Consider the following 20,500-nt stretch of genomic DNA (forward strand, 5'->3'; position numbering starts at 1 on the left):
ATTCTGTCACGAGAACAGAATGAGAACACAGAATCCGGCTCGACCGTCAAGAGGAAAAGGAATAATTTCCTTATCAGTCCCGCGACCACCCTTCTACGGTGTCCTCGAGCGCGAATCCCAATTTCCGTGCCAGATCCCCGAGTTCTTCGGTGATTTCACCCGCCACAATTCCCTCCCTCGCCGCATCGGCAAGGCATTGCTCGGCCAGCTTCCGCGGTCGGTCCTTGTCACCTCGTTCATACATCTCCAGGTTCACATGCTTGCCGATCCACCGATCGACATAATCAACGCCTCGGCCGCTCATAGACACCGTCTCCCTCTTCGACCGACCGATCTTGCTACCCGATTTCTAAATTTCCCACTTGACTCGCGTTCTCATTCTGTTCCTATTTTATGCCCCGACAGGAGTTCGCCATGAGACACGAACGCATCGAGCGGAACTTCCCGGTCGTCAAGATTTCAATTCCGAAGGCTACCCCCAACGAGCTACAGCGTGGAGAGGACGCGGCGATCGCCGTATTCAGCCGTGCCGGCATTTCCCCCGCGCAAGCAGCCGACGGCATCAGCCTACGTGAAGCCTGGGACATCGCCGGCTTTCCCGACGACTTCGACATTTCGGACCAGGACATGGATAACGCCTCCGTCTGGGACGAGGCCGACCACGCGGCCGTCAAGGCGGCATGTGCGCAATGGGCGCAACAGGGGCGATCACCGCCCTTGAGCGCTCACCTACAGCTCGTCACCGATCCGGCAACCCAACTTGTCGATCGCACGACGGCACTTGCCCTGCTTCGATCACGCGTCGAGGAGGCCACCAAGCCAAGCGAGTACCTCGACGCCACCATCGGCGATCTCGCCTGGATCGTGGCGGCCGACGTCGAGGACGAACGTCATGCGCAGGAACTGGTCAACGAGGTCACGATCGCGTTTACTGCCCTTCAGCTATCCAGCTTCAGACCGGTTGACCCGGTCGACCCCAAGCGGCAAGCCGTTCTGAACGCAATCGACACGCTGGAAAAGAGGTCGGGCTGACTCAATCGGCCGCAAAGCGCTGACTACGCGAAAGGAAGCCCATGTGCGGCCGCTACACCCGCTATCTGCCCTGGTCTGAAATCCATCGTCTCTATCGGCTCACGGCGCCGGCCGACACCGGCAGGAACGACATGGAGCCGCGATACAATATCGCGCCAACACAAACCGTTCCCTTCATCACCAGTGCAGATGACGGACAAAAGCTGCACGAAGGCAGATGGTGGCTGGTGCCGTTTTGGGCAAAAGAGATCCCGAAATATCCGATGTTCAACGCCCGATCAGAGGATGCGGAAAAGAAGCCTGCTTTCCGGGACGCCTTCAAAAGCAAGCGCTGTCTGATACCGGCGGACGGATTTTACGAGTGGACAAAGAGCCCGGCCGATGGCGAGAAAGACCCCTGGCATATCTTTCGGCCGGACCACCAACCTTTCAGCTTTGCCGGTCTGTGGGCCTACAACAAGGCGCTCGATCTCACGAGTTGCACCATTCTGACGGCGGCGGCAGATGAACCGATGCGCCAGCTTCACGATCGTCAGCCAATCATCCTCGACCCATCAGTCTATGACGCCTGGCTCGACCCCGTCACCTCCGTTCCGGACGCAAAACAGTTGCTGAGCCACAATCTCGATGGGCGGCTGAAATTCTACCGCGTCGGCCGCGAGGTCAACAAATCCACGAAGGACAAGATGCGCAACGACGATGCCCGAATGATCGAGCCAATTCGCCTCGAGAACGCTCCAACAGTCTCCGGCTCCCTGGCAGGCGAAGGAAACTGACGCTCACCCGCCCAATGTCAGGCGATCGTTTCCACTATCTCGTAATCCATTATCAGCGGGCCGATCCCCTCATTGAGCAAGGTCAGCATAGTTTCCGCCGTTGGCGTGGGAAGCTCGATCCGCTCGACCCGCATAGGCCGCCATTCGGAGCTTTCACCTTGGGCTGCAATCTCCTTGCGCAGGTCGAAGACTTCTTGCCGAACCTCATCCAGTCCGGCGTAAAACAGCGTAAGCGGCAAGGACATCCCACGTAGCGGCGGCAGCGGGGATTTGGGATTCATCAGCTTTGGGATTTGGAGCTGATGATGGAAATTTCCATAAGCAGGCCTATGCCTGATGATAGAAACAGTCAGGTGATCGAGCATCTTGCTGCGCGTCCCCTTCGAGGTCGCCGTCAGTGGTCGGAAGAGGCGAAGGCCCGGCTTGTAGCGGAAACGCTTGTGCCTGGCGCAAACGTCTCGGCCATCGCACGGGAAGCGGGGATGGCGCCGTCGCAGTTGTTCGGCTGGCGGCGCAAAGCTCTTGGGAAGGATTTGCCGGCCTCGGAGGACAATGGTCCTGCGGTTCAGTTCACCCGGTTCGAGCCGGCCTATGGCGCTGCGATCGAAATTGTCGTGGGCGACCTGATCGTGCGGGTCGGGGCGAACGTGGATCCAGATCATCTTGCACGGGTCATCCGGGCGGCACGAGCGGCATGATCCCCTCGGGCGTTACTGTTTATGTTGCGAGCACGCCGGTCGACTTCCGCAAGGGACCATTGTCGTTGATGGCGCTTGTTCGTGACGGCGGTGTGGATCCTTTCGATGGTTCTCTTTATGTCTTCCGTCCGAAAAGAGCAGATCGGGTGAAGATCGTCTGGTGGGATGGCTCCGGGGTCTGCCTGTATGCAAAAACGCTGGAGAAATCGCAGTTTTGTTGGCCCCGGATCGGGCCTGCGCGTCTTCGGCTGAACCATGCGCAACTGCTTGCACTGGTCGACGGCCTGGACTGGAAGCGGGTTCGGCCGGTAGGGGTGAAGCGACCCCAAAGCTTGGGCTGACGTGCCTGAGGCAAAGTGAATCACGGCTCTGAAACGGTTGGGAAAACGGCCTGATCTGTGCTGTGATGACGGCCATGGAGACGGCTGTCGCAGAGCTTCCCGACGACGTTGACGCGCTGAAGGCGATGGTTCTGGCGCTGACCGAAAAGGCAGTGCTGCTGGAGAACCAGGCCGCTCAGAACGAACGTCTGGCGGCCGAGCGGATCGCTATCTCTGATAGTCGGGCGGAAGTCGCTGAGGCCCGTATCAAAGCGGCCGATGAACGTATCGCCACCTTGACGGCGATCGTGAAGATGCTGGAGCGATCGCGCTATGGCCGGCGCTCGGAGCGGCTGAACGACGAGCAATGTGCCTTCGTGTTCGAGGAGATCGAGAGCGGCGTCGGCGAAGCGATTGCCGATCTGGAGGCTGTAGCACCCGGTCGTGCGAAGCGCGCGCCACGCCCACGCAAGGGATTTGCCGCCCATCTCGAGCGGGTGGAGCAGGTTATCGAGCCGGAGGTGCCCGAGGATTGCGAAGGTCTGGACCGGCTCCTGATCGGCGAGGACGTGTCGGAACGCCTGGACGTGACGCCGGCGAAGTTCCGGGTGATCGTCACGCGCCGCCCGAAATATGCCTACCGAAACCGCGACGGCGTGTCCCAGGCGCCGGCGCCCGTCCACATCATCGCGAGCGGCATTCCCACCGAACGGCTTCTGGCCCAGATCGCGGTCTCCAAATATGCCGACGGGCTGCCGCTCTATCGTCAGGAGACCATCTATGCCCGTGACGGCGTCGAACTCAGCCGCGCGCTGATGGCGCAATGGATGGGCAAGATCGGCTTCGAGCTTCAGCCACTGGCCGATTATGTGCTGGAGCGCATCCGCCAGGCCGAAAGGGTGTTTGCCGACGAGACGTCGTTGCCGACCCTTGCGCCAGGCAGCGGCCAGGTGAAGAAAGCGTGGTTATGGGCTTATGCGCGCGATGATCGGCCATATGGCGCAACATCGCCGCCCATGGTTGCCTACCGCTTCGAAGACAGTCGCGGCAGCGCGTGTGTCGCACGCCACATGGCCGGCTTCACCGGTATCCTGCAAGTGGACGGCTATTCCGCCTATACCAAGCTCGCCAAGGCAAATGCCGGCGCCAACGATACCGTGACACTCGCGGGATGCTGGGCGCATCTACGCCGGCGCTTTTATGAGTTGCACGTCAGCGGCGTGTCGCGTCTGGCGACGCAGACGGTCTCGACAATGGCCGAGTTGTGGAAGGTAGAGGACGAAATCCGCGGCCGCGATCCGGCGGTTCGCATGGCGGCCCGCCAGGATCGGTCCGCAGCCATCGTTGCCGACCTGTTCAGGTTATGGGAAAAGGAGCTGCCTCGCATCTCCGGAAAGTCGAAATTGGCAGAGGCGATCCGGTATGCCACTTCACGCCGCGCCACGCTCGAGCGCTTCCTCGTCGATGGCAGGGTCGAAATCGATTCCAACATTGTCGAGCGCGCTATCAGGCCCCAGACAATAATCAGAAAAAATAGTCTCTTTGCCGGCAGCGAAGGGGGTGGACGGGTTTGGGCAACCATAGCCACGATGTTGCAGACAGCAAAAATGAACAGCGTCGATCCGCTCGCCTGGCTTCAGCAGACCCTCGAGCGGATCGCCGGCGGCTGGACAATCTCCCGCATCGATCAGCTCATGCCCTGGAACTTCACCCCCGACACGCCATGAGCTAACCGCTTACAAAACAGCTCGCGGATGCCGGTATCTTTCCAGCGGTCCTCGTCCGACTCGGATTCCGGAGAAAAGGCATAGAGGATCATGGTGTCCTTACTTTCTTCGCTAGTGACCATCACGGGACAGGTTCACGTTACAACCTGTCAGGCACCACCATAATCCGTACAGGCACACCCAGCAATTTTTCGGCCGCCTTCTCATCCCTCCATCGCTGGCGCGGCAATGATTGCGAACAGCAATCGCCCAGATGAGCATCCAAGCCGGAACACGAGCGTCACGATTTAACCTCGGTCGCCTTATCGGCCGGCCTGAGATTGTCAGGAGCATCGCATAAGGGGCAGAGGTAGACGTAAGGCTCTGTAACGGTGAATACGACCGCCGGCTGGCCGCATCGGGCGCACAGCAGGCGAAACGGTTCATTCGGTGAAGGTGGTTTGCGCAGCACCGACGACACTCGCCCCATCAGCCTACGAAATAGCCGAGAAGCACGAGGACGCCGGCGATGGCGACGGGTATCGACCAGTATTCCATCTTGATAAAAAAGAGATCGTGCCGCGGCTTTAATACGACGGTTTGTCCCGTTTTCGGATCAACCAGTTCACGACCAGGCACATCGTTAAAGTGCTTTCCCGCATACCAATTGGCTACCGCCGCCGCGAACAGCCCGATCGCGATCGCGGCAAGCTCCAACGTGTCGGTCAGACCTGCCGCAGCCAACGCCACGCTCAGAGCCATCGTAACCGCGCCGGCCACGATGACGACGATGAGGACGGTCAAAATTCCCCATCCCTTCCAGACGACAAACATGCTTTTTCCCTCTCTTCATCAAAGCCATGAAGCCACTCCTCGGCCACGACTTCGGTTAGGTTCGCTTCGAACGCGTCTATCGACCTGGTTCAGATCCGCGACCAGCTCACTACCCCCCTCCCCGATCTTCCTGGAGCGGATCCATGACCACGGCAGCATGAGCTCGGACAAGTTCCCTATCTTCCTCGCTTTCCATCCGGTCGATCGTCGTCTGCCACATCGACTCCAGCCCATCATTGAAGGCCAGGGCGTCGACATCCTCGACAGGCTTGGCGCTTTCCTTGAGCATCGCGTTCAACGAAGCGTTCATCTTGCCGAACTCGCCGCTCACCTCCTGCCGCTTCAGGACCGGTGAACGCACGACATCGGCTTCGTCCCTCGCTACGTCCTGCCGCGACAAGGACGGCGACCGATCATTGTGCGTTGGTGGAATGTAGCCCTTTTTCATCAATGCCTGGACATTCACCTCGAGATCGTCATCATCACCCCGATCGCCCCCCATAAGCGCTCGTGTGTCGACGTCGGGAAGATCAGGATCCGAAGCGCGCTTTTCCTTCTTATCGGCTTCCGGCTTTTCCTCGGCCGGCCCCCGACCCTCTCCTTCGCGGGCCTTCTTTCTCGCCCCATCGCTCGCCGCTCGATCCTCCGGTTGCGCCGCCGCTTCACCGGGCATCACGCCGGGAACGCGTGTCGCATCGAGGTTCAGCCTGATCGTCAACTCATCGAGCGACGAAAAGAAGATATGCCGCTCGCCGTCGATATCCTGCCACAGAAGATCGACCGGACGGGTCCTGGATGGCTCATTCAGCGCCGTGCCGGTTACGCCCCCCGACTTCAGCGCCGCCACCCGCTGCCGCACGACGCGAACATCCGGATAGAGCATCTGGCGCGTCATCACCCCTTCGAAGGCCTCCGGCCGCTCCTTGAACGCCTCGTCATCCTCGAGTGTCCAGGCGCGCGGCTGTATTTGCGGCTTGCGGATTTCCTCATACTTGTCCATCGCACGGAATTGCCGCTCACCGCCGGAGTCGAGCTTCAATATCCGCATGATCGGCATACCGGTCACTTGCAGGATCGCTTCTTCGGGCTTCATCTGCATCAGCTCGTGAACAGGCAGCAGTTCCACCCGCATCGGCATCATCGAGCCTCCACGGTCGCGACGGCCGTGGCGATAGGAATAGGACGGCTGCGGCAGCATTTTCGTCGTCACGCCGGCAATCTGCGTCACCGCCTGCGCATCCTCGACATTCTGGAAATTCATGAACAGCTTGATCGTCGACGTCCCCATCAGGATCTTCTGGCCCGGCCGCTGATAAAGCCGTTCCAGCTGCGCGCCGTCCTGCAGGATGAACACGAACCGCACCCCGTTCTTGCGGATCAGCGGCGCAAGCGTCAGCACCGTGTCGAGCCGGCCGCCATTGCCGAACTCGTCGAGCATCATCAGGACCTCGTGCTCGCCGCTGCGCAGCGGTCCCAACTGCACCAGATTGTCCGCCATCTGCTGCACGAAGATCGAAATCAGCCGCTCATACATCTGGATGATGTTCCAGTCGGCCTGCAAATAAATGACCATCTTGCGCTTGCGGATCTCGGTGATCGGAATCGTCGTCACCGACGTCATCGCCTCGATGAGCTCGTTTTGCAGGAAATTGAATTTCGCGCCGATCTCGGCCGCGATGCCCTCACCCAGCTTTTCATGGCGGCCGATGAACTTCGTCAGCTGCATACGCGTCTGGTCGGAAAGATGATCGCCGTAGCGCTGAAGTAGCTGCGCGATCGCCGTGCGTTCATCCGACATGGAGTTGAGGATGCGATAAAGCTCGCTCAACGACTTGCGGGTATCCGGGCACTCGATCACAAAGCCCAGCATTGCCACCAACAGGATCCTGGCACTTTCCTCCCAAAAATCGTTCGAGTCCGAGCGCAGCCGTTCCGGCATCAGCATCTGCGCCAGCTTCTGCAGATCGGTGATGCGCTGGTGCGGATTCTTGCTGATTACATCCAGCGGATTGAAACAGTGCGTCCCGTGCTGCCCCGGCGCCATGAGGTAGACCTCATAACCCTTCTTCTTCATGTAGCCGGACGTCTTCTCGTAGAGCTCCCCGCTCATATCGAGGATGAACATCGATCCGGGGTAATTCATCATCGTCGGCATGACAAAGCTGCGCGACTTGCCCTGCCCCGGCGAACCGATCACCATGATATGCTGATCGCTGCCCGAACACAGAAGCATCCCCTGCTTGTAGCCAAGCACCACCCCTGTTTTCTCGCGCAATCGGTAATCGTAGGCATCCTGCAGCGTCGCCAGTCGTGAGTTGCCGAAAACCTGAAACTCCCGGCGCATCACCGCCTTGCCGATCGGAAATCCGATCAAAAGCCCCGCCGCCGCCAGCCCGCCAAGGCCGGCCAGGACCGTCAGTTTCGCCGGTGCGATGAACTGGCCGGCCGAACTTGTCCCGCCAAAGGGCGCCTGATACATAGCCGTCAGCGCGCTGCCGTAATAGTTCGCAACGTCGCTCAATGTCAGCCCCTTGCTGGCGATCAGATAAAAGACCACCCCATAGGCGACGACACCGGCCCAGCAAGCCGCGAACACCATGCCGGAGGTCGTCAGCAGGCTGAAGACCGATCGCACACGCAGGAGATACAGGATCAGCCGCGACAGCGAGCGGCCGCCCTTCAGCATCCACCAGGTCAGCCAGACATAAATGAACGGAAACACGACCACGAGCGCAAGCAGCGACAGCCCGACCGTGTTGCGCGTGAACACAGTCACCATTATTTGCTTCACACCATCCATGAACGGCGCACGGCTCAGATAGTCGATAAACGAGGCCTGTCCGAACGAGGTCGAATACAATTCGTAGATGAATACGAACATCGCGAGCCACATCAGCACCGCGGTCGCGATCACGAACGGAAATATCAGGAACGAAAACCGCTGAAGCAGCGTCAGCTGCTTCTGTCGTGGCGGCTCTTCGGCGGCCTGGCGCAGCGTTGCCTCGTCGATCGCAAAAGGATCCTGCAGCAATCCGCTATCGTCGGAATACCTGACCGGCCGGTCATTGGCCGGCTGCCGCGTCACCTTGATCTGGCGTTCAGTCTCGTCCGTTACGTCATCGCCCAGGTCGCGACGCCCGCCATCAATAGGCCTGGCTGTGAACCCTTTCGCCATCTTCGTTGACCTCATCCCGAAAATAGATTTCGCTCACCCCCCGGCTTGTTGTTTCGTCGCCCTTACGCAATTGCACCACGATCGGAATGATCGAGCGGATGTATCGGAGGATATCGTCCCGCTCCATGCGAACGCCGGCGTTCACGATCAGCGTCGACAAGCGGTTGAACGCCTGATGCGGCGAGTTTGCATGAATCGTGGTCATTGAGCCGGGATGGCCCGTATTGATCGCGTTGAGGAAGTCGAAGGCCTCCGGGCCGCGCAGCTCACCCATGAAGATCCGGTCCGGTCTGAGACGCAGCGCCGTCGCCAGCAAGCCTTCCATCGTCACCTTCGCCTCGCCCTGGTCTCCCTTCGATACGAGAAGCGACACAACGTTTTCCTGCATCGGCTCCAGCTCGCGCGTGTCCTCCATAGTAACGAATCGCTCGTGCATGGGGATTGCCGTCAGCATCGTGTTCAGGAACGTCGTCTTGCCCGATGACGTGCCGCCGGATACCAGCATCGAGCGATGCTCCCTCGCCGCGAGCTCGAGAAACTTCCGGATCTGCCTGTTGCGCAACAGGACCGACAATTCCCGGTCGACCTGGTCAATATCGTCATCGCCCGTCACCCTCACATGGTCGAAGGCGCCGCGCTTCTCGTAATCCTCCAGCGACAGACGCCGGATGAACTGCTTGCGGATCGAAAAGGCATTGCCCGTCGCCGAGGTGGGGTGAAGCACGAACTGGACGCGCTCGCCGCCCGTCAGGACGGCCGACAGCAACGGATTTTCCCGGTTGATCACCTGAGACGTCAAGGCGGCAGAACGCACGGCCATGTTCTCGACCGCATGTTCGGTCAGCGCCGGCACCTCGATCTTCTGCATCACCAGACTGCCGGCCTTCTCCAGCCACAGCTCACCGGGCTTCTGGCAGGAGATTTCGACGACCTCCGGATCGTCCAGACACTTCCTGATCGGCTTCAGCGATTCGCCCAGCCAATGAAGGTCGATATCCCTTCTGCTGGTCGCGGCATCGACCTTCTTGAGCGGCGTCACCACCTTCTTGCCGGCCGACCCATTCAAATTCGCATCGCTGGCCGCATCCATCCTACTTACTCGCTCGCTTCAGCCGTTTAAGCCGCTCGAATTCCTCGACGACCGGATCCTCGTACAAATCAGAGAAATCGAGATCGCGCGTCACGAACACGTTGATGTCCGAACCCTGATCGATGTGGATGGTCGGCCGGATGTCCTTGGTGTTGTTGAACGCCTCCGACGCCATCTGCTGGATGCCGGCCGCGATGGTCTGGGCTGCTATGCCGCGTGCCTGATCTTCAGGCGACTCATTGGTGTTTTGCGGAATGCGCGTCACCGTACCGTCGGGATTGACGATGGTGATGTCGTTGTCGCGGTTCGGATTGCCAAGCGTCGCCACATATTGCGCCGCGCCGCCGATCATCGTCATCAGCGCCGGCGGTCCGAAACGCTCCCAATATTTCCTGTCCACCTTGCCCGTCATGCCCGATCGGCCGAGGCGGTCCGTTCCGAACGACCCCAACTGCACCGACACGCCGTCGCCGCGGATCATGCGCGTCCAGACGATGAACACACGCTCCTGGCCCTGCTGTATGTCGGCCTTGTAGTCGCCGATCAGGCTCGACCCGGCCGGGATCAATATGCGGCGGCCGTCGAATGAATAGACATCGTCGCGCACGGTCGCCTTGACCATGCCGGCAAGGTCCGAATTGATGGCCGTTTCCAGCGTGCCCCTGATCATGGTCCCCTGCGGGATCCATGCGTCGGTCCGATTGTTCTTCACGGCCCGCGAAACGGTAACGTCCTGGTTTCCCATCGCCGCCAGAAAAGACCTGTTGGCATCGCCGCCCGCACCACCACGGCCCGCACCACCACGGCCCGACCCGTCAGGACCGCCCTGCCCAGGAATATCCTTGCCCCCGTTCAGCCCGAACATCCCTTGATCACCACCACCACCAGGCTGCACTGACGCCTGCGCCATATCCGCGCCAGGCTGGTTCCGCGACTGGTCATAGACCATCGCATTCGCCTTCACGCGCTCGAGCAGCTTCTGCTGACGCGCCAGTTCGATACACTTCGGATCATCCGGATTGTTGCCGTTCGAGCAATCGACCGGCTGCGCCATTGCCGGCGGCAATTCTGCCGGCTGAGCCGGAGGCGGCGGCGGAGGAGGCGGTGGAGCCTCCGGCACCTGAACTGTCGGGATCTGCGGCGGCGGCGGCGGCGTGTTGAAGGCCGGGCTCTCAGGCGCCCTGACGGGCTCGAACGTCTCCGGCTCCGACTGGTTCGTCGCCACCTTTTCAGGCGGTGTCGAGAAAGCCAGATAGAGCACGACCCCAACGCCGCCAAGCGCCGCCAGCAGCGCCAATGGCCGCCCGATGCCTATCCCGCGCCGCCGCACCGAGCCGCCGATCGTTCCTTCGTTTTCGATGCTATGACTGTATTGAGGATCGGACATCAGACTACCTTCCGCTCCTGTCTGAGGGCATCTTCGAATACACGCCGCCCTTTCCCAGCCGCTTCGGCCCGACCACCCCCTCGATCGGCGCCGGCACGTCCGCCGGCGTCGTACGTAGATTGAACAGGCATGTTTCGGTCTCGGTGCCGAAGCGAAGTGTCCATTGGCGCGACACCGCGTCGATCACGATGTAATCCTGCTCACGACGATAGTTGACCAGCGATTCACGGCGCTCGCCGTCGACGGTATAGATCGCCGGCGTCTTGCCCGAGAACTTCATAAAGGTCTTGATCCCGTCATCGAACACCCATACGGGCTTCGCGCCGGGATCGCCCTTGAAGCCGTAATCGTAGTTCACCTTGTCGCGGCGGATGTTCTTGATGTTCGGATTCTTCTGCGCCTCCTGGGCCTGCTTCCAAAGCTCCGCCATGCCCTTCATTCCGGCGTCTTCCGGATAGGAAAACCGAAGCTTGTAGGTCTGGTTCCTCTGGCTCCTGGAATTGTTGACCAGAAGCTCAAACGAATAGGTCCGCTTCGTCGTGATCACGACCAGATTGGTCGACGCATCCTTCTCCATCGGCTTCAACGTGAGCGAACGCCGATCGGCGGACGTCAGGATCTGCCAGGACACCGTGTCGCCGGCGACGACCTGCGTGATTTCCTCGTCCTTGCCAAACAGGATCACCGTCACCATGCCGTAGGTGCCCGTGACCTCGAAAACCTGCTCCGAGGAATAGGGGACCGTGCGAACGCGAGGGTCGTAACGCCCGGGTCGCGCCACCAGCTCCGCGTGCGCCAGCGTCGCGCTCAACGCCAACGCCAGCGCTGTCAGCCCGATTTTCCTCATTGCGGCAACCCGCTCGGCATCATTTCGGGGACCCTGGTGTAATCCGTGACCAGGAAGCCGAGCGGATTGAACATCCGCACCCTCTGGGTCATTTGAAGATTGCCCTGCCGATACCGGACCGTGGCCGACCATCGATCCACACGCGCCACGCCGCCCTGGCGGCGCTCCTCGGTCTCGAAGCGGACGTTCATCGTCTCCTTGTTCAAGGGGTTGACAGACAAGAGGTTCACCCGGACATCGCCCTCCGCGCCGATCCTCTTGACCGGCGACTGCGGGTTGCTCGGATTCATCAGCTCTTCATAGTCGTGGAATGCCCGTGCGTTGGGATCCGACCATAGCTGGATCATGTCGAACGTGTCGGAAAGATAACGCGGATCGTACGACTCCCGCTTGATCACGTAATTGCCGATGAACGCCGCCCGCACCGCCTGCAGTTCCGAGACGGTCTTGTTCTTGTCGAGCGTCGTCACCGTCTCCATGTAGCCGGTGGCCTTGTCGACGATCAGTGGCACCACCTCAGTCGACTTCAGAGGAAACAGCTGCGCCGACGACCAGACCGAAACGCCGGCGACGGCCCAGCCAGCCACGGCCGCAACGCCAAGCACGAACGCCAGCAGTGAAAGGAGCGATTTCTGTCGCGCCCCCCACGTCAAATGCTGCTGATAGATTTCTTCAGGACCTGGTACTTTCCCCTCAGGCTCCCCGACTGCCTTCTTCCTGAAAAACGCCACCCGAATTCATCTCCGCATCGATCTCGAGAATCACCGCAAACATAAAGCCCGCAGCAATGCCAAGGGCACCCTAAATTACACTAGAGTAGAAGAAAAGCGAAAAAGTGGTGCAGCGCCGCCACACCTCGATTCTCATGGTCCGCGGTTCCGCATTCGATTCGCGAGCATCCGGCCCATGGCACGCGATCCTCTGGCCGTACGGCCGGCGACGTACGCCCCAGCTCTCCCCGTATCGCCTGCCAACGCCAACCCGCCTTTCGCCGCGCCGCCAACGATACCCGCCGGTGACGCCATCATTGCAGCAGCCGCGACTTTCGACCCCCCCTCCTTTCCGGCCTTTAATGATTCAACCACGCCGCCGCCACTCTGTATGATGCCCATTGTCGTCCCATACGCGAAAGATTGCGCCAGATTCGGCACCATGAGCACGAAAAAGGCCACGACGAGCATGTACACGACAAGCCCAGCAGCCACCGCCAATGACCCCTCATTCGTGGCCATCGCGATATCGATCGAATCCAGATAGGAACGCACAAAGCCGAAACAGAAGCCGGCAATGACATAGGTGAAGAGAATGGCAAATATGCCGTATGCGATGCCCTTCAACCAGCCCTCGAAAACGAATTTGGTAATGCCGAAAAAATTGCAGAGGATGGCGATCGGACCAACCGCCAGCATCACGGCGACGATCATCTTCGCGAACAGCGTGACGCCGGTCAGGATCAGCATCATCGGAATCAATCCGAAGCCGACGATCAATATATAGTAGAGCGTTCCGACGACCGGCCCGATCCATCCACCGGAGTTCGCATCCACTATCTTGGACACAAAGATATAGACCTTGTCGCCGACCTGACGGACCTGGTCCGCCATAGTGTCCCCGCCAGCAATCCCCGCCATGCGCGATGACAGCGCGGCACCAAGCTGATCCGGCGTCTCGAGGATCAACTTGCCTACGTCTTCATGAAAGATCGACCAGGACATGATGAACGCATAGGCCAGGGCGACCTTGCATCCGGTGATCGCCATATCCTGGATGCTGATATGCGAGCGGCCCAATGCCCCCCAAAGGAAATAAATGATCAAAAACAGCGCCAGAAGAGACGTCACAAGGCCCCGATGCTCGGCGAACAGTCCCCACGCCCGCTCGATCGTGTCCTCGTTGATCTTGTCGAAATAACTGAGCGCTCGCCCATAGAAATCGGTCAGCCCATCCCGCGGATCCATCCAAACACCTTCCGATCAGAACTGGTTAACCGGTCTCATCGGACCACATTCATCCGTCATCTGCTGGGCGACAATCGCACCAGCGTTACCGGTTTCCGGTTTCTCTCCATACGCCAGCGCGCCAACCGGGTTTTCGTCGGCCGAACACTTGGCCAGACGCTCCTTGTAGCCCGCGCAGCCGCTCAACACGGTCGCGCAGGCGATTATTGTGATAAAACAGGCTGCTTTCACTGCGCTTGAGCCTCGAACTCCTGCAACTGGTCCCTGACCGATTGCCCATCCTGCGGCTGGCCGTTCTGCCGGTTTCGCCTGCGCTCCTCCCCGCCAGAAGCCGCCTTCAGGAACTGCGATTGCTCGGCAAGAGCCGCCTTGTAGCGCTGCGATTCCAGCATGACCGCATTGTTCAAGGCGCCGACCGCCTCGTTGGCTGTCTGGTTGCCCTGCAGCACCATCTGCGTATTCTGCTCCAAAGCCCCCTTCATGTCCCTTGCCTTGCCGATCTGGCCCGCGGCATTGGAGAAGGCGTTGGTACGCTCCTTCGATGCCGCGTTCATCGCATCGGTCAGCGCCGTCAATGTCGTGACGGTCTGGACGCCCTGATTGTAGGCCTGGTTGGCGCCGCTGAGATCGCCACCGGTCACGGCATCCTTCACCATCTTGACGAGGTTCAAGCCGTTGATCACCTGAGCCGCCATATTCTGGAACTGCCCGCCAATGCCGCCGAACGACGCCTGATTCCCCTGCAGGATCGAGCCGAAATCCGGCGCCTGGCTCATCGAGAACCCGCCGCCGGTCGCCAACGACGAAAACTTGTTCGCATCCTGCGTCCTGTCGCCGGTGATCGCCTGCAGCGTCTTCGTCGTATTGTCCTTGATGACCGTCGTATCCGACTGGATTTGCGACGTCAGCGCCTTGATCTGCTCGTCGACCTGGATGTTGGCGGCATCCGTGACAGGCACCTGGGCATAGGCCGCCGTCGTCAACAGCAGCCCCATGACACTTCCAAGAATGATCTTTTTCATCGCTTCACTTCCTTCCGCTGTTTTCCCTTCAGATCGATCATTGCGCCTGCCGGCTATCGACGATCGCCACCAGCCCAACCTCATTGTCCTCCATCGCCGCGAAGGTCGCCGTAAGCCCCTGGGTACGCGCCTGCTCCTGCAAATATTGCAGCAGACGGCGGATATCCGACGTCGTCATCTGCGGCGGAACCGCATAGCAACGCGTCGATCCCGTGTTCACCACCGTCCTGGGGCAGGCGATCGCGGCAAGCTTGATCTCGCCCGAGCCGTCGCCGAAATTGCCGTTCTGAGCGCCGCCGGACCCTTTAACGAACGCCGAGGTCGCAGCAAGGTCACGCAGCATCGACTGCTGCTTGAGCTGGTTCGCCTCCAGCGCCTTGCCGACCAGGCTGTTCCATGTCTGCGCCCGCTGAAGCTGCGCCTCGGTGTTGCGGTCCACCGCCTCCTTGATCGCCTCGCCGCACCCGGCCGGGGCCGATACCGTCTGAGGCACCGGCGCTCCCATCGGTCTTTGATCGCCATATTGTTTCTTGTTGCGATTATAAAACTTGCTCACCGCTTTCACGTAGTTCTGCGTCTCATGGATCGCCGGCACCTTGCCATTGCGCAAGGACTGCCTATGCGGACCCGCATTATAGCCGGCAGCAATCAAATCGTACCGGCCGGGATACATGCCCTGGATCTTCTTCAGATACGCCACGCCGCCACGGATGTTGCTGCGTAGATCGTAGGGATTGACGCCAAGACCCGCGGCTGTGTCGGGCATCAGCTGCATCACGCCGATCGCCCCCGCTTTCGACACCAACCCCTGTTGGAACCCGGTTTCCTGCTCGGCGATCGCCATCGCGAAATTCGGATCGACGCCCTGGCGCCGAGCCTCTTCCGCGACCATTTGCCGAATCTGCTCCTGGCTCGCATTGCGCGGATTGTTCGGCGCAACCTGGCCGCCCCATCCATTGCCGTCGCCGAATGACGAGCAGTCCATCCCGCCAACGCCCTGCCCCGGCGCATAGCTGTTCGTCGTGTCACCCGAATTGCCGCGCGTGGTCCGCTGGTTCTTCTGGTACTTGTCGTACCATTGCTGCGTCGTCTTCTGAATCGTCAACCGTGCCGCGTCGATCACCGGCACCTGGGCAAACGATGTCGACGACGGCAGCATCGCACCCGCAATCAACGCCGTGGCCAGCATCTTCAACACTATCGGTCGCAGCATCGTCTCACCCCTTCCAGTCGCAGAATTTGTCCAACCAGCCGCGCGGATCCTCGCCATATTCCTCGCGCAGCATCTCGACCTGGCGCACCGTGTCCTCACGCCCGGACAGCACCTTCACGAAATCCATCATGTGGCTCATGTCGACGCGAGCAACGACGCTGTCGCGCGCGTGCTTGATCAACACGAAGCGCTCCGCCGGATCACCCTCCTTGACCCAGGTGAATTCGGCGTCCGACAGCCCGAACGGCTTCTTGAGACTGTCCTCGTCCGCCTTAGGAAACGGAAAGAAAATATTCGTCGAGGTCTGCTCGATGATGGTGCGCGACACGCTCGACTTCACCACATCGTCAGGCGACTGCGTGCCGAAAATGATCATCCCGTTGCGCTTACGAATGGTCTTGAAATAGTCCTTCATCGAGCGCTTGAACTCATCGTCGTCGAGGAGCTTCCACGCTTCGTCCATCAGATTGATGACCGGCGTCTTGCCGTCGTAGATCTTGTCGAGCCGGTGAAACATATAAAGAAGCGCGGCCGTCCGCGCCTGCGGGTCCTCCAGTATCGACGTCATGTCGAAGCCGACCATCGGCCTGGAAATGTCGAGGCGATCCTCGGCATTGTCGAACAGCCAGGCGTACTGCCCGTCCTCGACCCACTTATCGAGCCGCGCCATCAGGCCGGACTCGGTCCGCTGCGATCCCGCAAGCAGAGAGCGCAATGCCGACATACGCCGAAACTTCGTGTCTTCCGACGACATGATCTGCTTGATTGCGGAGCGGATGATCTGCTCCTCCTGCGGGGTCAGCGATTCCCCCTCGCGGTTCGGCTTCAGCATGAAGCTGATAAGGCGATAGAGAAACACACGGTTTTCTTCCGTGTTCTCCATCATCAGGGGGTTCCAGCCCGATGGCTCGCCCGGCTCGAGCGTCATGTACGAGCCGCCTGCGGCGCGCACCATGATGTCCAGGCCCCGGTCCTTGTCGAAAATCACCGCCTTCAGGTCCGGATTGACGCGGTAGGCCTGGTTGATCAGGAACGACATCAGCACCGTCTTGCCCGAGCCGGTTGGACCGAACACCGTCGTGTGCCCGACATCGCTCTGGTGAAAATTGAAGAAGAACGGCGTTCCCGACGTCGTCTCGAAAATGGTGATCGCTGGCCCCCAATGATTGCCGTCCGGCTTGCCATAGGGATAGGCATGGAACGACGACAGGCCGGCAAAATTCAACGTCGAGATCGTCGCCCGCCTGGCGATATAGGCCTGGTTGCCGGGCAACTGCGCCCAATAGCACGGCTCGCAATTGAGGTCCTCGCGCACATAGCTGGCGCCGAGGGCACCGAACTCCGAGCCGATCACGGCCACCGCCTCATCCAGAGCATCCATGCTCCTGGCGATCGGCATCACCGTCAGATGATGCTCGGCGAACGCCACATTCTTTCGCGCCAGCTGGTCGCGCGCGAAATCGAGATCGCTCTGGATCGACGACCCGCCTTCATCGGACTTCGACAATTGCCGATCCAGGCGGTCGATCTTGTAGCGGGCGCCCTGATCGTCGACGAATGACAGAGATTGAGTGACCACCATCTCGAACGGCTGCTTGAGCACATAGTCGAGCATCCCGGCGCCCGTCTCCGGCGGATACTCCTTCAGCGAGATCATCGCGGCATAGCGATCCTCGCCCCGCGTGTCGCCCTCCAGATGAATCGTACGATTGCCGAATGTGGTCCGACGCGACGGCACCATCTCGTCGATGGGCATGTTGCTCAACAGCATCGGCCGAACTTTACCGGCATTGAGAAGCGTGTAGAAAAACTCGCACTGCTCGGAAAACCAGACGATCCGCGCATCCGGCTCCAGAACCATATCCTCGCTGACGTCGCGATAGATCCGCCGGCCATCCGGCATTGCCACCTCGACGCGCTTGACATCGCGCAGGACCTGCGGGCCGTATGGATCGAGGCTTTTTTCCAGAGCGCGCGTCGCTTCGAGCAGCTTATCGCGCATGTGGCGCAGCTGCTCCCGCGCCACCACATTACCGCCGACGCCCGCTATACGGCTCAAGACAGAGCCCTTCTTGAAGACCGGCCGCGCCACCAGCGACACATAGGTGTCGTTCACGAACATCTCGTTATTGGAGATGCTCGCCTGATAGACTTCGTCCATGCGCGCCATGAAGGGATCGGCAAAGTTGCCCGGCAGCGACGGCTTCACCTTGTGACGCACGACATGCGTGTAAATGGCGAAGCTGCCGAGGCTCGAGATCGCCCGAAACGCCGTGTTACGCTGCCGCTGCAACAGATTGACGTAGTCGATATCCGCCGTCTCGAACGAAAACCCGTTGAGACGCACCGTCGTGACAAGACAGTCGTTCTTTAACCGGATGATGCCGTTCTCGATCGGCGCGAAGTACGGCACATGCGTCGAGATCCCCTTGTCGGCGAAGATCTCCCATCCTCGACTGAGGTTCGCCCGCAATGCACTCGCTACCGTCGTCATTTACCGTATGTCCTGATCCGGCCGCCAATCCGCCGTCCGAGCGGATTGACCCCACATGCGGAAAGTTTCTGCAGGATGTCGAAGAACCACAGATCGACCTTGGTGCTCACCACGTACAAGATCGAATGCTGGACGATGAAGGCGACCGGGAACCACAAGATGGACCCCAGCGCCAGAAACAGCATCAGAGACGTGAAGCATTCCGCCAGAAAGAACGTGTACGGGATGCCCATGACCGTCGGCGGCCGCGTCATCGCCAGGATGACCGGATAGGTTTCCACGATCTCGTCTTCGTCGCTGCTCGCCATGACGATACCGGCCCCTTATCCCCCGGAGCCCTGCGCCAGGAAGTCGACAAGCTCGGCCGCCGCGAACATGCCGGCGAGCGAACCGCCAACCCGCAAAAGCGCCCCCCAGCTCCAGTAGCCGAAAGCAGCGGCCAGAAACATGCCGATAAAGGCGATGGCGCCGATCGAGCGACCGAACGGACCCGTGAAGAACTGGACGATGCGGTTGGCCGCATTCTCCAGGGCCTGCAGGTTTTGCGCCGCTGCCGGTTCGATCGCCGACATGAACAGGATCCCCGCGCACATTGTTGCCATTGTGGAATGTACGACCACCTTCTTGCCGCACGGGGAGTTCCACCCCTTCCTGGCGGCATCCTTCAATCCGCCGCAAAACGTCATCAAGCTGTTCATAGGCTGCCTTCCTTTCTCACTTTCACAGGCCCGTTCGGATCCCGTGCCTTCTCAAATGTTGATGCTCTCTCGAAATCCGGCTTGGATGCGGAAAACACCAGCATCGACGATCGCGCGGGGCTGGAGCCGCGTCGCCTCGCCAATTTGGCCTTCCCGCTGGATCGCGATCCTTCACGCGCTCTGCCGACTGCCTCGATGTCGCCGGGTGTGTAAGCGTGCGTGTAAAGTCCCACCACACGCGTCACGTAATCAGCCGTTTCTCTGATCAGCGGCATCGACGTGCGCACATCCACTTTCGGCTCACCGGCGTTATAAGCGGCCGCCACAAGAACCGGATTTGCGTATTTTTCGACCAGCACTTTCAGGAACTTCGCCGACGCCCGAACATTCTGCGCCGGATCGGTCAGGTCCTTCGCACCAAACGCCGCCCCCGTATCGGGCAACATCTGCATGATCCCGACCGCCCCTGCCCCGCTGACCGCCTCAGGATCGAAAGCACCATTCTCGGCCCTGGCGATCGACAGCATCAGATTCGGATCGACGCCTTCTTCGCGCGCCGCCTCGACGATCAACCGCGCAACATCGTCGGGCATCCCGGCCAGCAGGTCCGGCCGCACCTTCGAATCCGCGTCGCCAATCCCTGACGACATCATCCGGCCGGCATCGCCCGACGCACTTCCTGTCGTCAGATCACGCGGCGGCATAACCTTTATCGGCTCATCCCGATAGGCAAAAACATTGGCGCTGGCCCGGACGGATTTCGCCCGGCTCAACGAGGAGAAAGCGGACGCCGCCGTCCTCGACGCCGCTTTCCCGCCCCCGGCGCGCATGGCAAACGCCTGATCGCTCAACGGCATCACAGTGCCGAAACGTGCCGAATCAGGCTCCTCGCCAAAGGCATGGAGAGGCGTTGCCGCGCACAACAGTGCGGCGGCACCCAGGCCATAGACGCTCCAAAGTCGCGCCCCTCTCCTTGATAAAAACGGCATATCTGACCCTGAACGCTTTTAGACGCTCTACTTACACTCTAGTAGAATCTAATTCGCTGCGGTCAAGCCCAAAAATTCGCCCTTGGTGTAATTTCCTGTCATGCGCTGCGTCGTGCCACTGCTCAGCATCGACGTCTTGTGCTGTAATATTTGGTCAGTGGCGGAAATCACCATTTTGTGTCATTCAGTTCGTGCGGCGGACCTTCGGGCCCGTTGGCGGGTAGGCGATCTCAGGCAATGCCGTCGCAAGACGGCGCCCGC

21 protein-coding genes are annotated in these 20,500 nt (G+C 60.3%); 5 read left to right on the forward strand and 16 right to left on the reverse strand.

What is annotated here, in order from left to right:
- Positions 1-73: 73 nt before the first annotated feature.
- Positions 74-304: a hypothetical protein gene (locus M9924_21775; GenBank protein ID MCO5066999.1), complete on the reverse strand. Its 231-nt coding sequence runs from the start codon at positions 302-304 to the stop codon at positions 74-76.
- Between the two features lie 110 nt (positions 305-414).
- On the opposite strand from M9924_21775, the gene M9924_21780 reads away from it, so the two are divergent.
- Together M9924_21780 and M9924_21785 are read left to right on the forward strand one after the other, a co-directional pair.
- Positions 415-1,032 carry a hypothetical protein gene (locus M9924_21780; protein ID MCO5067000.1) on the forward strand — a complete coding sequence of 206 codons (618 nt, stop codon included), beginning with the start codon at positions 415-417 and terminating at the stop codon, positions 1,030-1,032.
- Positions 1,033-1,073: 41 nt separating this feature from the next.
- On the forward strand, positions 1,074-1,808 hold the full coding sequence (locus tag M9924_21785) for an SOS response-associated peptidase (protein MCO5067001.1): 735 nt from the start codon (positions 1,074-1,076) through the stop codon (positions 1,806-1,808).
- A 17-nt stretch (positions 1,809-1,825) separates the two neighbouring features.
- Here M9924_21785 and M9924_21790 read toward each other — a convergent pair whose 3' ends face one another.
- Positions 1,826-2,173, reverse strand: a complete 348-nt coding sequence (locus M9924_21790; GenBank protein MCO5067002.1) for a hypothetical protein — start codon at positions 2,171-2,173, stop codon at positions 1,826-1,828.
- A 75-nt stretch (positions 2,174-2,248) separates the two neighbouring features.
- On the opposite strand from M9924_21790, the gene M9924_21795 reads away from it, so the two are divergent.
- The 3 genes from M9924_21795 to M9924_21805 all read left to right on the forward strand — a co-directional run bounded on the left by M9924_21795 (position 2,249) and on the right by M9924_21805 (position 4,553).
- Entirely contained in the window at positions 2,249-2,506 is a 258-nt protein-coding gene (locus tag M9924_21795; protein ID MCO5067003.1) for a transposase, read from the forward strand.
- Positions 2,503-2,847, forward strand: a complete 345-nt coding sequence (gene tnpB, locus M9924_21800; protein MCO5067004.1) for an IS66 family insertion sequence element accessory protein TnpB — start codon at positions 2,503-2,505, stop codon at positions 2,845-2,847. The genes M9924_21795 and tnpB overlap by 4 nt, the downstream gene beginning before the upstream one ends.
- Before the next feature lie 74 nt (positions 2,848-2,921).
- Positions 2,922-4,553: an IS66 family transposase gene (locus M9924_21805; protein MCO5067005.1), complete on the forward strand. Its 1,632-nt coding sequence runs from the start codon at positions 2,922-2,924 to the stop codon at positions 4,551-4,553.
- A gap of 468 nt (positions 4,554-5,021) precedes the next feature.
- On the opposite strand, the gene M9924_21810 is transcribed toward M9924_21805, so the two are convergent.
- The 14 genes from M9924_21810 to M9924_21875 form a co-directional block, all read right to left on the reverse strand.
- Positions 5,022-5,366 carry a hypothetical protein gene (locus M9924_21810; protein MCO5067006.1) on the reverse strand — a complete coding sequence of 115 codons (345 nt, stop codon included), beginning with the start codon at positions 5,364-5,366 and terminating at the stop codon, positions 5,022-5,024.
- A 109-nt stretch (positions 5,367-5,475) separates the two neighbouring features.
- Positions 5,476-8,541: a type IV secretory system conjugative DNA transfer family protein gene (locus tag M9924_21815; protein ID MCO5067007.1), complete on the reverse strand. Its 3,066-nt coding sequence runs from the start codon at positions 8,539-8,541 to the stop codon at positions 5,476-5,478.
- On the reverse strand, positions 8,510-9,631 hold the full coding sequence (gene virB11, locus M9924_21820) for a P-type DNA transfer ATPase VirB11 (GenBank protein ID MCO5067008.1): 1,122 nt from the start codon (positions 9,629-9,631) through the stop codon (positions 8,510-8,512). The genes M9924_21815 and virB11 overlap by 32 nt, the downstream gene beginning before the upstream one ends.
- Before the next feature lies 1 nt (position 9,632).
- Complete coding sequence (gene virB10, locus M9924_21825) at positions 9,633-11,018, reverse strand: type IV secretion system protein VirB10 (GenBank protein MCO5067009.1); 1,386 nt, start codon at positions 11,016-11,018, stop codon at positions 9,633-9,635.
- Between the two features lie 4 nt (positions 11,019-11,022).
- Positions 11,023-11,865, reverse strand: a complete 843-nt coding sequence (virB9, locus tag M9924_21830) for a P-type conjugative transfer protein VirB9 (protein ID MCO5067010.1) — start codon at positions 11,863-11,865, stop codon at positions 11,023-11,025.
- Positions 11,862-12,596, reverse strand: a complete 735-nt coding sequence (locus M9924_21835) for a VirB8/TrbF family protein (GenBank protein ID MCO5067011.1) — start codon at positions 12,594-12,596, stop codon at positions 11,862-11,864. Before M9924_21835 ends, virB9 begins: the two co-directional genes overlap by 4 nt.
- A 132-nt stretch (positions 12,597-12,728) precedes the next feature.
- On the reverse strand, positions 12,729-13,823 hold the full coding sequence (locus M9924_21840; GenBank protein ID MCO5067012.1) for a type IV secretion system protein: 1,095 nt from the start codon (positions 13,821-13,823) through the stop codon (positions 12,729-12,731).
- A 15-nt stretch (positions 13,824-13,838) separates the two neighbouring features.
- A complete protein-coding gene (locus M9924_21845) occupies positions 13,839-14,054 on the reverse strand; it encodes a hypothetical protein (GenBank protein MCO5067013.1) in 216 nt (71 codons plus the stop codon).
- The gene (locus M9924_21850) at positions 14,051-14,845 is read right to left on the reverse strand and encodes a conjugal transfer protein (GenBank protein ID MCO5067014.1); all 795 of its coding nucleotides are present in this window, start codon (positions 14,843-14,845) and stop codon (positions 14,051-14,053) included. The genes M9924_21845 and M9924_21850 overlap by 4 nt, the downstream gene beginning before the upstream one ends.
- Positions 14,846-14,882: 37 nt before the next feature.
- Positions 14,883-16,034 carry a lytic transglycosylase domain-containing protein gene (locus M9924_21855; GenBank protein ID MCO5067015.1) on the reverse strand — a complete coding sequence of 384 codons (1,152 nt, stop codon included), beginning with the start codon at positions 16,032-16,034 and terminating at the stop codon, positions 14,883-14,885.
- Between the two features lie 28 nt (positions 16,035-16,062).
- Entirely contained in the window at positions 16,063-18,552 is a 2,490-nt protein-coding gene (locus M9924_21860; GenBank protein ID MCO5067016.1) for a VirB4 family type IV secretion/conjugal transfer ATPase, read from the reverse strand.
- Complete coding sequence (locus M9924_21865; GenBank protein ID MCO5067017.1) at positions 18,549-18,860, reverse strand: VirB3 family type IV secretion system protein; 312 nt, start codon at positions 18,858-18,860, stop codon at positions 18,549-18,551. The genes M9924_21860 and M9924_21865 overlap by 4 nt, the downstream gene beginning before the upstream one ends.
- A gap of 15 nt (positions 18,861-18,875) precedes the next feature.
- Entirely contained in the window at positions 18,876-19,124 is a 249-nt protein-coding gene (locus tag M9924_21870) for a TrbC/VirB2 family protein (protein ID MCO5067018.1), read from the reverse strand.
- Between the two features lie 122 nt (positions 19,125-19,246).
- Positions 19,247-20,080, reverse strand: coding sequence for a transglycosylase SLT domain-containing protein (locus tag M9924_21875; GenBank protein MCO5067019.1), 834 nt, complete (start codon positions 20,078-20,080; stop codon positions 19,247-19,249).
- Positions 20,081-20,500 lie beyond the last annotated feature (420 nt).

The organism is Rhizobiaceae bacterium (assembly GCA_023953835.1).
GTDB lineage: Bacteria > Pseudomonadota > Alphaproteobacteria > Rhizobiales > Rhizobiaceae > Mesorhizobium_G.

Bases quoted from the DNA above. Each gene is read 5' to 3' on its own strand.
- M9924_21775 (MCO5066999.1), bottom strand. From the start codon at position 304: ATGAGCGGCCGAGGCGTTGATTATGTCGATCGGTGGATCGGCAAGCAT.
- M9924_21780 (MCO5067000.1), top strand. From the start codon at position 415: ATGAGACACGAACGCATCGAGCGGAACTTCCCGGTCGTCAAGATTTCA.
- M9924_21785 (MCO5067001.1), top strand. From the start codon at position 1,074: ATGTGCGGCCGCTACACCCGCTATCTGCCCTGGTCTGAAATCCATCGT.
- M9924_21790 (MCO5067002.1), bottom strand. From the start codon at position 2,173: ATGCTCGATCACCTGACTGTTTCTATCATCAGGCATAGGCCTGCTTAT.
- tnpB (MCO5067004.1), top strand. From the start codon at position 2,503: ATGATCCCCTCGGGCGTTACTGTTTATGTTGCGAGCACGCCGGTCGAC.
- M9924_21805 (MCO5067005.1), top strand. From the start codon at position 2,922: ATGGAGACGGCTGTCGCAGAGCTTCCCGACGACGTTGACGCGCTGAAG.
- M9924_21810 (MCO5067006.1), bottom strand. From the start codon at position 5,366: ATGTTTGTCGTCTGGAAGGGATGGGGAATTTTGACCGTCCTCATCGTC.
- M9924_21815 (MCO5067007.1), bottom strand. From the start codon at position 8,541: ATGGCGAAAGGGTTCACAGCCAGGCCTATTGATGGCGGGCGTCGCGAC.
- virB11 (MCO5067008.1), bottom strand. From the start codon at position 9,631: ATGGATGCGGCCAGCGATGCGAATTTGAATGGGTCGGCCGGCAAGAAG.
- virB10 (MCO5067009.1), bottom strand. From the start codon at position 11,018: ATGTCCGATCCTCAATACAGTCATAGCATCGAAAACGAAGGAACGATC.
- virB9 (MCO5067010.1), bottom strand. From the start codon at position 11,865: ATGAGGAAAATCGGGCTGACAGCGCTGGCGTTGGCGTTGAGCGCGACG.
- M9924_21840 (MCO5067012.1), bottom strand. From the start codon at position 13,823: ATGGATCCGCGGGATGGGCTGACCGATTTCTATGGGCGAGCGCTCAGT.
- M9924_21850 (MCO5067014.1), bottom strand. From the start codon at position 14,845: ATGAAAAAGATCATTCTTGGAAGTGTCATGGGGCTGCTGTTGACGACG.
- M9924_21855 (MCO5067015.1), bottom strand. From the start codon at position 16,034: ATGCTGGCCACGGCGTTGATTGCGGGTGCGATGCTGCCGTCGTCGACA.
- M9924_21860 (MCO5067016.1), bottom strand. From the start codon at position 18,552: ATGACGACGGTAGCGAGTGCATTGCGGGCGAACCTCAGTCGAGGATGG.
- M9924_21865 (MCO5067017.1), bottom strand. From the start codon at position 18,860: ATGGCGAGCAGCGACGAAGACGAGATCGTGGAAACCTATCCGGTCATC.
- M9924_21870 (MCO5067018.1), bottom strand. From the start codon at position 19,124: ATGTCGGCGATCGAACCGGCAGCGGCGCAAAACCTGCAGGCCCTGGAG.
- M9924_21875 (MCO5067019.1), bottom strand. From the start codon at position 20,080: ATGCGCGCCGGGGGCGGGAAAGCGGCGTCGAGGACGGCGGCGTCCGCT.